13 protein-coding genes are annotated in these 12997 nt (G+C 35.6%); 3 read left to right on the top strand and 10 right to left on the bottom strand.

The annotated features are described in order from the left end of the window. Window positions 1-12 precede the first annotated feature (12 nt). Window positions 13-1386: a D-serine/D-alanine/glycine transporter gene (cycA, locus tag J3U00_RS00775; protein WP_267331218.1), complete on the bottom strand. Its 1374-nt coding sequence runs from the start codon at window positions 1384-1386 to the stop codon at window positions 13-15. Between the two features lie 198 nt (window positions 1387-1584). On the opposite strand from cycA, the gene mltA reads away from it, so the two are divergent. The 3 genes from mltA to asmA all read left to right on the top strand — a co-directional run bounded on the left by mltA (window position 1585) and on the right by asmA (window position 5216). Then, window positions 1585-2658: a murein transglycosylase A gene (gene mltA, locus J3U00_RS00770; RefSeq protein WP_065734271.1), complete on the top strand. Its 1074-nt coding sequence runs from the start codon at window positions 1585-1587 to the stop codon at window positions 2656-2658. Between the two features lie 69 nt (window positions 2659-2727). Then, window positions 2728-3309, top strand: a complete 582-nt coding sequence (gene dcd / locus J3U00_RS00765; RefSeq protein WP_065562238.1) for a dCTP deaminase — start codon at window positions 2728-2730, stop codon at window positions 3307-3309. A 32-nt stretch (window positions 3310-3341) separates the two neighbouring features. After that, entirely contained in the window at window positions 3342-5216 is a 1875-nt protein-coding gene (asmA, locus tag J3U00_RS00760) for an outer membrane assembly protein AsmA (RefSeq protein WP_220225066.1), read from the top strand. A gap of 81 nt (window positions 5217-5297) precedes the next feature. Here the strand turns inward: asmA and hslU are convergent, their stop codons facing one another. The 9 genes from hslU to J3U00_RS00715 form a co-directional block, all read right to left on the bottom strand. Beyond that, window positions 5298-6626 carry an HslU--HslV peptidase ATPase subunit gene (hslU, locus tag J3U00_RS00755; protein WP_065734269.1) on the bottom strand — a complete coding sequence of 443 codons (1329 nt, stop codon included), beginning with the start codon at window positions 6624-6626 and terminating at the stop codon, window positions 5298-5300. A 28-nt stretch (window positions 6627-6654) separates the two neighbouring features. Further along, window positions 6655-7182 carry an ATP-dependent protease subunit HslV gene (hslV, locus tag J3U00_RS00750; protein ID WP_065562241.1) on the bottom strand — a complete coding sequence of 176 codons (528 nt, stop codon included), beginning with the start codon at window positions 7180-7182 and terminating at the stop codon, window positions 6655-6657. Window positions 7183-7347: 165 nt separating this feature from the next. Next, window positions 7348-8418 (bottom strand): cell envelope integrity protein TolA, encoded by a 1071-nt coding sequence (gene tolA / locus J3U00_RS00745; RefSeq protein WP_416380182.1) that lies wholly within the window; start codon window positions 8416-8418, stop codon window positions 7348-7350. Window positions 8419-8435: 17 nt separating this feature from the next. Then, window positions 8436-8855: a colicin uptake protein TolR gene (gene tolR / locus J3U00_RS00740; protein ID WP_086364301.1), complete on the bottom strand. Its 420-nt coding sequence runs from the start codon at window positions 8853-8855 to the stop codon at window positions 8436-8438. Window positions 8856-8857: 2 nt separating this feature from the next. Next, window positions 8858-9538, bottom strand: coding sequence for a protein TolQ (gene tolQ, locus J3U00_RS00735; RefSeq protein WP_065734266.1), 681 nt, complete (start codon window positions 9536-9538; stop codon window positions 8858-8860). Next, a complete protein-coding gene (gene ybgC, locus J3U00_RS00730; protein ID WP_220225068.1) occupies window positions 9539-9934 on the bottom strand; it encodes a tol-pal system-associated acyl-CoA thioesterase in 396 nt (131 codons plus the stop codon). A gap of 166 nt (window positions 9935-10100) precedes the next feature. Beyond that, on the bottom strand, window positions 10101-10205 hold the full coding sequence (gene cydX, locus J3U00_RS00725) for a cytochrome bd-I oxidase subunit CydX (protein ID WP_065562246.1): 105 nt from the start codon (window positions 10203-10205) through the stop codon (window positions 10101-10103). 9 nt (window positions 10206-10214) lie between these two features. Further along, window positions 10215-11351 (bottom strand): cytochrome d ubiquinol oxidase subunit II, encoded by a 1137-nt coding sequence (cydB, locus tag J3U00_RS00720; protein WP_065562247.1) that lies wholly within the window; start codon window positions 11349-11351, stop codon window positions 10215-10217. Between the two features lie 19 nt (window positions 11352-11370). Continuing rightward, window positions 11371-12942 (bottom strand): cytochrome ubiquinol oxidase subunit I, encoded by a 1572-nt coding sequence (locus J3U00_RS00715; protein ID WP_220225069.1) that lies wholly within the window; start codon window positions 12940-12942, stop codon window positions 11371-11373. Window positions 12943-12997: the final 55 nt, after the last annotated feature.

The raw sequence follows: 12997 nt of genomic DNA, 5'->3' as shown, positions 1-12997 counted from the left end.
TAAAGATGAGAGCTATTGGCGTGTTGATGAACGAATAAAGTAACTCACACCTAAAATAATAAACCATAGTGGGGTTGCGATCAGTGCTTGGCGAGTATCAGCTTCAAATGTCAATAACACAATCACAAAAGCAAAAAACGCTAAACAAACATAACACATAAAAATTCCACCAGGCATTTTAAATTGTGATTCTTGATGCAAATTAGCTTTTTTACGGCGATAAGCAATATAGGAAATCAATATCAACGACCAAATAAACATAAATAAAATGGCAGAAATAGTCGTTACAATAGTGAATGCTTCCATCACATTTGGTACTAAATAAATCAATACTACCCCACCGAACAAGCAGGTACATGAAAATAACAAACCATTAGCGGGGACTGAACGTCTTGATAATTTACCAAATGGTTCTGGTGCATCTTGTTTTTTAGCAAGACCAAACAACATTCGACTGGTTGAGTAAATACCACTATTGGCTGAAGAAGCCGCCGAAGTTAATACCACAAAATTGATAATACTTGCCGCAGCAGGTAAGCCAATCAAGGTAAATAGTTCAACAAATGGGCTTTTATTGGGTGAAATAAACTGCCAAGGTGTTACACTCATGATAATAATCAAGGCAAAAACATAGAAAAAGATAATTCGTGCTGGCACTGAATTAATTGCCCGTGGTAAATTTTTATTTGGATCTAGTGTTTCAGCCGCTGTAGTTCCAACAAGCTCAATACCAACAAAGGCAAAAATTGCAATTTGGAAACCAGCAAAAAATCCCATCGTACCATGGGGAAAGAAACCACCATACTCCCAAAGATTAGAAAACGCAGCCGTAGTATTGGTTTGTTCTGAATGATAAGCCGTGAAGACTAAAACAAGTCCAATAGCTATCAAGGCTAAAATGGCCACTATTTTGATCATGGAAAACCAAAACTCAGTTTCACCAAACATCCTAACAGTTAACAAATTCAAAGTTAAAAGCACAATAACTGTAAGTAGCATTGGGATCCATGCTTGTAGTTCTGGAAACCAGTGTTGAGCGTATCCTGCGATAGCAACAACATCTGCAATTCCGGTAATTACCCAACAAAACCAATAAGTCCAACCAGTAAAAAAACCAGCCCAAGGACCCAATAAATCGTTAGCAAAATCACTGAATGATTTATAATTTAGGTTGGATAATAAAATTTCTCCCATTGCCCGCATAACAAAAAATAAAACAAACCCAATAATCATGTACACAAAAACAATAGATGGTCCGGCAAGGCTGATTGTCTTCCCAGAACCCATAAATAATCCCGTACCAATTGCACCACTTATTGCTATTAGTTGAATATGTCTACTGGAGAGATTTCGTTTAAGATCATTATTTGAAGACGTACTGTTCATCGTATCGATTACCTGTCGTTTTTACAATTTTCGTTTTTTTATAAGAAGTAAAGGACTATAAAGTCTACAGCGCTAAATCGCAAGCTCAATCACATGAAAAATTTTTATAGCAATATCATAATTATTGGTAGTTTCTTATAATAGAATTGTGTAGCATAACCAACCATATCATTTAACTTATTACAATAAATTATCAAGATGAAAGAAAACAAATTTCACATTTATCTATTATGTTTAGCATTTATCATGTCACTACTTGCTGGCTGCCAGAGTGATCCTAATTCATCAAGTAAACAATTTAAAGACGGTAAACTACCACATGATTTAAATGCCAGTCGTCCGCATTTAGCTGTGCCTGTAAATATTTCTGACTATACGATTCAAATTGAAAAAATAAAAACAACATCGCCTTCTTTGTATCGTAAAAATGAACATATTTATAAAGCCGTTGATGCTTGGATTAATCGCTCATTGGGCTCAGCAGAATTCCATAAAGTGGGTCTAAAAAGTTATGAAATGGCTGGTAAAGATGGATATGGTAATGTACATCTAACCGGTTATTACACTCCGGTTATTAAGGCTAGATACCAACCAACTGGTGAATTTAAATATCCAATTTATAGAATGCCAACCCAATCTAAAGGGCAGTTACCAAGTCGAGAACAGATCTACAATGGCGCATTAGCTGGAAAAGGACTGGAGATCGCTTATAGTAATTCATTAATGGACAATTTCATAATGGAAGTCCAAGGAAGTGCCTATATCGATTTTGAAGATGGTAATCCGCTTGTTTTCTTCTGTTATGGTGGAAAAAATGGCCATGGCTATTCAAGTATAGGACGCTTATTGGTTGAATCAGGAGAGATCGCTAAAGAAGATATGTCTATTCAATCCATAAGAGATTGGGCAAAAAGTAAGAGTGAAAAGAAAGTCAAAGAGCTATTAATCCAAAACCGATCATTTGTGTTTTTTAAACCGCAATATAACGCCGAAGTAAAAGGTGCAGCAGCAGTACCTTTAGTTGCCAATGCAGCAGTGGCATCAGATAAAACATTAGTCCCAACCGGTTCAGTTGTATTAGTTGATGTACCACTGCTTGATAATGATGGTCAATATCGTGGAAGGCGGGAAGTTCGTTTAATGGTTGCGCTTGATGTTGGCGGGGCAATTAAAGGCCATCACTTTGATCTTTATCTAGGTATTGGAAACAAAGCAGGTAAACAAGCAGGTTATTACAATCATTTTGGTCGAGCTTGGGTGATACAACCTTAACCAACCAACATCGACGCCATCAAAAGAACCTGCTAGAATAAGATAAAAAGCAGACTTTAAGGATAACTTATGAGATTATGTGACCGTGATATTGAAGCATATTTAGATAGTGGTAAATTAAAAATCACGCCACAACCTGCATCAAGTTGTATTAATGGAGCAACAGTAGATGTTCGATTAGGTAATCAATTTCGTACTTTCAGAGAGCATACAACACCTTATATTGATTTAAGTGGACCTAAAGAAGAAGTTGCAGCCGTTCTAGATCGCGTTATGAGCGAAGAGATGATATTAGCTGAAGGTGAAGCATTTTATTTACATCCTGGCGAACTTGCTTTAGCAGTGACACTCGAATCAGTTACTATTCCTGATGATTTGGTTGGCTGGTTAGATGGCCGTTCATCATTAGCTCGCTTAGGACTTATGGTACATGTTACTGCTCATCGTATCGATCCAGGCTGGCATGGACAAATTGTTTTAGAATTTTACAACTCAGGAAAGATACCAGTAGCACTTAGACCTGGTATGACTATTGGTGCATTAAGTTTTGAAACACTTAGTGGACCAGCTTCTAGACCATATAATCGCAGACAAGATGCAAAGTATAAAGACCAACATGGCGCTGTCGCCAGTCGTATTGATAAAGACTAATACAGTTCATAACCTTAATAAAGGACATTAATATGATAAAAAAAATATTGGTTACGCTATTTATCTTAATTTTGGTCATTGTTATCAGTATCGCTTCCCTTATTATATTTGTTGATCCTAATAATTTTCGTGGTTACATCTCACAAACAGTGAAAGACAAAACAGGGTATGAACTGACTATAGAGGGCAATCTACGTTGGCATATCTGGCCTCAAGTTAGTATTTTAACTGATTCGGTTAAATTATCCGATAGCGGTGCAACAAAACCTCTTTTAACCGCTGACAACATGAGGCTTGATGTTGAGCTTCTTCCTTTGTTTTCAAAAAATTTAGCAATTAAAAATGTATTTATTAAATCAGCAACAATCAATATTACGGATGAAAGCAAAGGTGAAAATGCTAAAAATAGCACTCAAGCTATAACTAATTCTTCTGAAAAACAACCATCTGAAGATAAAAAAAATCCATCTGATTGGAAGTTCAGTTTAAATAAGTTTGAAATAGCGGATAGTACAATTGCATTTCAGCATAATCGTGATTTGATAAATTTCAGAAATATTAATCTGTTATTAGAAAAAAATAACGATAAAAACCTTTCTCTTGAACTCAATGGGAATATCGATAAAAACCAGCAAGACTTATATTATTCATTAAACGCCAATATTGATTTAGCCCAATTCCCTGAAAAAGCAGTTATTGATTTAAAAAAATTGGATTACACGTTTAACGGCATAGTCAATTCAGAAAAAGAGATAAAAGGTAATGTAACTGGCGTATTTAATTATCAAAAAGCACCAATGCAATTGGATAGCCAAAATTTGGTTTTCTCAATTAACGATAATGATTTTACAAGTAAGATCAATGTCCGTTTTGATAACAAACCGGTGATCGATTTCCAATTAAATTCAAATAAATTTGATTTAACACCTTTTATCCAAAAAAATGAAAATTCAACGAAAAGTACTAACGTTCAACAAACTTCACCAGTTGTATCGAATGTTTCCAAAAATGATAATGAATTAAGTATGCTTAATTCATTTGATGGAAAAGCAAAAATAAATATCAAAGAAGTCAAAGCGGATAAAATTGCATTAGGTAATTTGAATGTTGAAGTTGACAATCAAGATGGTATAGCAAACTTAAAAAATCTAACTTTCAATTTTGCAAATGGGCAAATTGCTGCCAACGGCACCGCTAATGGTAAACAAAAAAACCCACAAGTTAAATTGAATACTAAAGTTAGCAATATCAATTTAAGCTCATTTTTTACGCAAATGAATATGGCTTATGATCTTGATGGTATATTCAATGCTTCTGGAGTATTAGAAGCCAATACATTATCAACAACTAAATTATTAGAGAACATTAAAGGTAATGCTAATATCGTCATTACTAATGCTAAACTAAATAATATTAACATCCAAAGCATCATCGAAAATGCCGCCGCGAAATATAGCAATGGTAATATAAGTTCTGAAAATCATAAAAAATATACTGAGTTTCATAAAATCACAACCAATGCTTATATAAATCAAGGTAACATTGATCTTAATCCACTCAATGCAAACTCTGAAACATTAAATGTGATAGATAGTTCAGGAAGAGTGGGAATGGTTAATCGTGATTTAGATGTTAATCTAAATATAAAAATATTAGGTGGTTGGAATAGTAAAAGTGAAACTATTGCAAAACTACAAAAAGTGACTATACCACTACGTATATATGGTCAATTTTCTAATTTACACTATCAACTAGATATTGCCAAAATAGTATCTGATGTGCTTAGTGATAAATTACAACAACGTTTAGATAAGCTACGTGATAAATTAGAAAACAATGGTTCCAGAGATAAAGATAAATCTAGACAAAAAGCAGTTGATATTTTAGGTGAATTTATCAAGAAATAAATATTTGATGAAATAATGATAATAGATATAAAAAAGGTGAGCTAAATAACTCACCTTTTTTTATTCAATTAATCTATTTGATTATAAAATGAATTTGCTTAAATCTTCATCAGCAACAAGTTTATCAAGATGATCGCTGACATATTTAGCATCAATTGTAATGGTTTGACCACCCAATTCACTGGCTTCGAAAGAAACCTCTTCCATCAAACGTTCAAGCACAGTATGCAAACGGCGAGCACCGATATTCTCATTTTGCTCATTAACTTGCCAAGCAGATTCAGCAATTTTACGAATCCCATCTGGTGTAAAATCAATATTAACACCTTCTGTTGCCATTAATGCTTTATATTGCACTGTTAACGACGCATTAGGTTCCGTTAAAATACGCTCAAAATCTTCACTAGTTAATGCTTGTAATTCAACGCGAATTGGTAAACGTCCTTGCAGCTCAGGAATCAAATCTGAAGGACTCGCAGTTTGGAACGCACCTGATGCGATAAACAAAATATGATCAGTTTTTACTGAACCATGTTTAGTTGAAACAGTACAACCTTCAACAAGTGGTAGTAAATCACGTTGAACACCTTCACGTGAAACATCAGGACCAGATGAATTACCACGCTTACACACCTTATCGATCTCATCGATAAACACAATACCATTTTGCTCGACAGCTTCAATGGCTTCGTGTTTAAGATCATCGGGATTAACCAATTTAGCAGCTTCTTCTTCAATTAGCTGTTTCAAGGCATCTTTGATCTTCATTTTACGAGCTTTGGTTTTTTGACCACCTAAATTTTGAAACATTGACTGCAGTTGATTGGTCATCTCTTCCATACCTGGCGGTGCCATAATTTCAACACCAATATTAACGCCAGCTATTTCAATCTCAATTTCCTTATCATCAAGAGCGCCTTCACGTAATTTTTTTCTAAATGCTTGTCTAGCAGTTGAATCATTATTGTTTTCAACTTGCCCCCAACCATCTTTTGCTGGCGGTACTAGCACATCTAAAATACGTTCTTCAGCTAATTCTTCTGCTCTATTACGATTTCGTTCAATTGCTTCTTGACGAATCATCTTAACAGCAGAATCGGTAAGATCACGAATGATTGAGTCAACTTCTTTACCTACATAGCCAACTTCCGTAAATTTTGTGGCCTCTACTTTGATAAATGGAGCATGTGCAAGTTTAGCTAATCGTCTTGCGATTTCTGTTTTACCTACCCCTGTTGGGCCTATCATAAGAATATTTTTTGGTGTAACTTCATGACGTAATGCTTCATCAAGTTGCATACGACGCCAGCGATTACGTAAAGCAATAGCAACAGAACGTTTTGCTTTATCTTGTCCAATAATATGTTGGTTTAATTCGCTTACAATTTCGCGAGGAGTCATTTCAGACATAATAATATTTCTCTTAAATCAGTTTTAATTAGTAATTAAGCTCTTCAATAGTTTGGAAGTTATTGGTGTAAACACAAATGTCACCAGCTATTGATAGCGATTTTTGTACAATATCATGCGCAGATAATGAAGTATTATCTAATAAAGCTCTTGCAGCAGCTTGTGCATAAGGCCCACCAGAACCTATCGCAATCAGATCATCTTCTGGTTGAATAACATCCCCTGTACCAGTAATAATTAATGATGCGGTTTCATCAGCTACAGCAAGTAATGCTTCTAGCTTACGCAACATCCTATCGGTTCGCCAATCTTTGGCTAGTTCAACTGCTGCTTTAGTTAAATGACCTTGGTGCATTTCTAATTTACGTTCAAATAATTCAAATAATGTAAAAGCATCTGCTGTACCTCCAGCAAATCCTGCTATCACTTTATTATTGTATAAACGGCGAACTTTTCGAGCATTACCCTTCATAATAATTCGTTCACCTAATGTAACTTGCCCATCGCCTCCAATAACGACTTGACCTTCACGACGGACACTGACAATTGTTGTCATATTCTGCTCCTTCTCTTACTAAAACACTTATTTCGGAATGAATAGAGAATATATTGGGATGATTAGTAAATTTTCAACATCTGATTATTAAAATGCGAAATATTTATTTATTAATAGATGGAATAGTTAAATATGGTATTGAGATTTAAGCAGTTCAGATCTTACTTATTTGGGTTGGAAATCAATAGTCATTGTTTTAACTTCATTGTATAACTTACTAGAAGGTTTTGGTATAACCGCTAATTTAGTAGCTGCTAAAGCCTCTCGACATAATTCAGCATCACCGCCTTTTGAGGTTACATTCAGCAATAAACCATCAGGCGCTATCTGGATTTGTAATGTACAAGTTTTTCCTCGATAAAGATTTTGCGGATTAATAAACTTATTGCTAATTGCATTTTGTACTAACGATCGATATTTATTTAATTCGCCATCTGAGACACCTCTACGACTAGCTGCACCACCGGAAACATCAGGAGAGCCTGATGTAAGACCGCCTAAGAGATCATTAAGCGCTTTATCCTTTTTTGCTTGCTCAGCCCTTTTTGCAGCTGCGGCCTTTTCGGCGGCAGCTTTCTCGGCAGCAGCTTTTTCTGCAGCGGCTTTCTCTGCAGCAGCCTTTTCTGCAGCGGCTTTCTCAGCAGCAGCCTTTTCTGCAGCGGCTTTTTCTGCGGCAGCCTTTTCTGCAGCGGCTTTCTCAGCAGCAGCCTTTTCTGCAGCGGCTTTTTCTGCGGCAGCCTTTTCTGCAGCAGCTTTCTCTGCAGCAGCCTTTTCTGCAGCAGCTTTCTCTGCAGCGGCTTTTTCTGCAGCAGCTTTTTCAGCAGCAGCTTTTTCAGCAGCAGCTTTTTCAGCAGCAGCTTTTTCGGCAGCGGCTTTTTCAGCGGCAGCTTTTTCGGCAGCGGCTTTCTCAGCAGCAGCCTTTTCAGCAGCAGCTTTTTCGGCTTCGGCTTTTTCGGCTAATTCTTTAACTTGTTTGTCTAATTGCTCTTGACGCTGTTGATTTGCTTTTTCCTGATTAACTTGCGCCTGCAATTGTCTTTGATATTGTTCGGTCATAACTGACGGATCAATCATGATTGCGTCAATAGAATTACCATTAATGCTACCGTAATTTTCTCCATTATCATCAGGAATAAATTGATATCCTAAAACAATAATCAATATACCATGTAAAATAATGGATATGATAACTGGTAGACTTAGTTTTGATCTTAACTTGTTAGACATTGCTGACATTTTTTATAATTATTAATTTAAATTGGTTGAGTCATCAAACCGACAGATTTAACACCCGCAGATTGAAGCAAATTCAAAGCTTTTATAATTTCTTCATAAGGAACTTGTTTAGCTCCACCGACTAAAAATACTGCTTTATCATTTAATGACATTTGCTGTTTAACTTCTGCAACAATTTGCTCTTGAGGTATATTCGATTGTCGATTTTGATCAATAATTATTGCATAAACACCAACTCCGGAAACCTCAATAATAATTGGTTTATTATCGGAAGGTGAAACAGTTTTTGACTCTGTCGCTTCAGGCAGATCAACTTCAACACTTTGACTAATAATTGGGGCTGTCGCCATAAAAATCAATACTAATACAAGCAATACGTCAAGTAACGGTACAATATTGATTTCTGATTTGGTTGAATAGCGTGAACGTCTACTCATAATTATTTCCTAACAGCTACTGCTTGACGTTGTAAAATTGTAGAAAACTCATCAATGAAGTTCAAATAGTTTTGTTCCATTCGACTTACACTTAATGATAATCGATTATATGCTAATACCGCTGGAATCGCCGCAAACAAACCAATAGCTGTTGCAATTAACGCTTCCGCAATACCTGGTGCAACCATTTGTAATGTAGCTTGCTTAACTGCGCCAAGTGAAATAAAGGCATGCATAATACCCCAAACAGTACCAAAAAGACCAATATATGGACTGATTGAACCGACTGTTCCTAAGAATGGGATATGCAATTCTAAGTTATCTAATTCACGATTCATTGCTAAACGCATTGAACGAGATGCGCCATCTAATGCAGCTTCAGGCATATTTGGATTAATTTGATATAAACGAGAAAATTCTTTAAATCCCGAATAGAAAATATGTTCTGTGCCACAGATCTCTTCTTTATTGAATTTTGCTTTATCAAAGAGCACATTTAAGTCTTCGGCAGACCAAAAACTATCGTCAAACTGTTCGACTTGTTTTTTTGCTTTGCTTAAAATTTTGCTACGTTGGAAAATGATAGCCCAAGACATTACCGAAAATGCTAATAACAATAACATAACACCTTGTACTAAAAGTCCAGCTTGTAAAAATAGATCAATAATATTGAGATTATCCACTTAAATTAACTCCAAAACTAATAACTTGGGAAGCGCACACGGCTTCATTTTAGTCATATTGACACAAGCAATAACGACATCAGCGCTGCTGATAATTTGCTTATTCTGGTTTAAAATTGTCTGTTTAAAAATAATAGACGCCTTACGAATTTGCTCAACCTTAGTGCTGATAGTTAGCATGTCATCTAAACGGGCTGGAAAATCGTAGCTAATATCCATCTTTTTGACAACAAATGCAATACTTTCCTGTAATAACTTTTGCTGACTAATATCAAGATGTCTTAGCATTTCCGTTCTAGCTCGTTCAAAGAAGGCTAGATACCTAGCATGATAAACTACTCCGCCAGCATCTGTGTCTTCATAATAGACTCTTGCATTCCAATTGAATTGTTTCATATTTTATAATTTGAACAAAAAATTTGCGTCATTATATATGATTATAAAATTCGCTGCACTATGATATAAAAATAGTTAAATGAAAACAATTATCATTTGTTAATTATTTGTCTAATATACAGCCCTATAACTAAAAAGGTGGCAATTTGCCACCTTTTTATCTATTTTATGACTCTTTAGTTTCTTTATCGTTATTTTCAAGCCAAAGTCCTGTAACAACTGCAAGCATACAAGCTGCAATTAATCCTGCTAACCATAGAAAGTAATACATAATAAATCCTTAATAAAGTGAATGTTTATTATTTTCAATATGATTTTTATCTAAACGGCCAAACATCTTAATGTAACACCATGTGGTATAGAACAGAATGAGTGGTACAAAGATTAGTGCTACACCAAACATGATATTAAGTGTTAATTGGCTAGAAGATGCGTCCCAAATTGTCAAACTCGCATTTGGCATAATGCTTGAAGGAATGATGAATGGGAATGTCGCAATACCATATGTCAGTAATACACAAGCAATGGTTAGTGCAGAAGATAAAAACACTAATCCATTTTTATTTAAACTAGAAAATAAAATAGTAAATAAAGGTAATAAAACACCTAAAGCTGGTACAACCCATAATATTGGATAGTTCATGTAATTTTTTAACCATGAAACATCTGTCGAAACAGTTTTGCTCAATGGGTTTGAAACACCATTAGGATCTATAGCGCTAGTTACCTCATAACCATGAATACCGAAGGCAACCCAAACTCCAGCTAATACAAATGCAATTAACATAATTAAACTAGCTATTTGAGTTGCTTTTCTTGCTCTTAAATAAAGTTCACCAGAAGTTTTCATTTGCAACCAAGCACCACCATGAGCAACGATTAACATTAAACTCACAACACCTGCTAATATTGCAAATGGGTTAAGTAAACCAAAAAATGAACCATCATAAAAAGAGCGATAACTATTATCAAATCTAAATGGAACGCCTTCTAACAAGTTTCCGAATGCAACACCGAAAACAAGAGCAGGAACAAAGCTACCTAAAAAGATTGCAATATCCCACATATTACGCCATTTAGAATTTTCTAATTTACTACGATAATCAAACCCAATTGGTCTAAAAAACAGTGCACATAACACCAAAATCATCGCAATATAAAATCCGGAAAAAGATACCGCATAAGCCATCGGCCAAGCAGCAAAAATACCTGCACCACCAGTAATTAACCAAACTTGGTTACCATCCCAGTGCGGTGCTATTGCATTTATCATAATACGGCGTTCAGTATCAGTTTTGCCAATAAATGGTAGTAAGATACCAACACCCATATCAAATCCATCGGTGACAACAAAGGCGATTAACACAACGCTAATCAGCACCCACCAGGTGACTCTTACAATTTCATAATCAATCATTGTATATACTCCCTATGCCTTACTCTGATATCGATTGTGTTTTTTCATAATGATAGCTGCCAGTACCTAAAGAGCTTGGTCCTAATCGAGCAAACTTAAACATTAAGAACATCTCAGCAACTAAGAACATTGTATAAAGTCCACAAATAAGAACCATAGTGAATAGTACTTCACCTGGAGTTAATGATGAATTAGCTACTCCAGTTGGCAATATGTCTTGAATTGCCCAAGGTTGACGACCATATTCTGCAACAAACCAACCACATTCACATGCTAACCAAGGGAATGGGAGTGATAAAAGAAGTAAACGGCATAACCAACGTTTTTCACCAATTTTATTTTTGTAAGTTGACCATAAAGCAAGGCCAGTACCTAAAATCATTAATAAACCAAAGCCAACCATTCCTCTAAATGCCCAGAATAAAGGCCATACAGCTGGGATTGAATCTTCAGTCGCTGCTTTAATATGTTCTTCAGTAGCTTCTGGAATTGTTAGGTTATCTTTATCGGTAAAACGTTTAACTAGGTAACCATAGCCTAAATCAACTTTATTATCTTCAAAGGCTTTTAAAACCGCAGGGTCTTTATCGCCTTTTTGAATTTTTTCTAAACTAGAATAAGCGACAATACCATTACGAATTCGAGTCTCATTATCCGCTAAAATATCTTTTAAACCAGTTACTTTGGTATCTAATGAGCGAGTTGTCATAATTCCCATCACATAAGGAATTTCAACCGCAAACAAGTTCTCTTTTTTCTCTTGTGAAGGGAACGCTATAACGTTGAACGATGCAGGTGCTGGTTGAGTTTCCCATTCAGCTTCAATTGCAGCTAATTTAACCGGCTGTACAGTAGTCATTTCATGACCAGCTTCATCACCCATAATAGCGACCACAATTGACATAATAAAACCAAATACTGCAGCTACAGCAAAAGAGCGCTTAGCAAATGGTAAATCACGTTTTTTGAGTAAATAATATGAACTAATACTTAAGACAAAAATAGCACCAGTTAAATAACCCGCTGCTACGGTGTGAACGAATTTATATTGAGCAACAGAATTGGTAATTAACTCAAAAAAACTTTGCATTTCCATTCTTGAGTTAATCGGATTAAAGTCTGAACCGACAGGGAACTGCATCCAACCATTGGCAACTAAAATCCAGAGCGCAGAAAGGTTAGAACCAAAAGCCACGCACCAAGTGACCATTAAATGCTTGCCACGGCTTAATCTATCCCATCCAAAAAAGAATAAACCAACCATGGTTGATTCTAAGAAAAATGCCATTAATCCTTCTATTGCAAGCGGTGCACCGAAAATATCACCTACATAATGCGAATAATAAGACCAATTTGTACCAAACTGAAATTCCATAGTTAAACCAGTAGCAACACCAACAGCGAAGTTGATACCAAATAGTTTACCCCAGAATTTAGTCATATCTTTCCAGACTTGCTTACCACTAACAACGTATACCGTTTCCATAATTGCAAGCATAAACGCCATACCAAGCGTTAATGGTACAAAAATAAAATGATACATCGCAGTGAGTGCAAACTGAAGGCGTGACAGTTCTACTATATCTAACATAAAGCGCTCCCTTATCCTTAAATGCCCACAAATTTTGTAACGTTATTATTGTACA

The organism is Gilliamella sp. B3127 (genome assembly GCF_026536935.1).
Taxonomy (GTDB): Bacteria; Pseudomonadota; Gammaproteobacteria; order Enterobacterales; family Orbaceae; genus Gilliamella; species Gilliamella apicola_E.
Note: the sequence above shows the minus strand (reverse complement) of the source record. Positions and strands in the feature narration are given on the sequence as shown.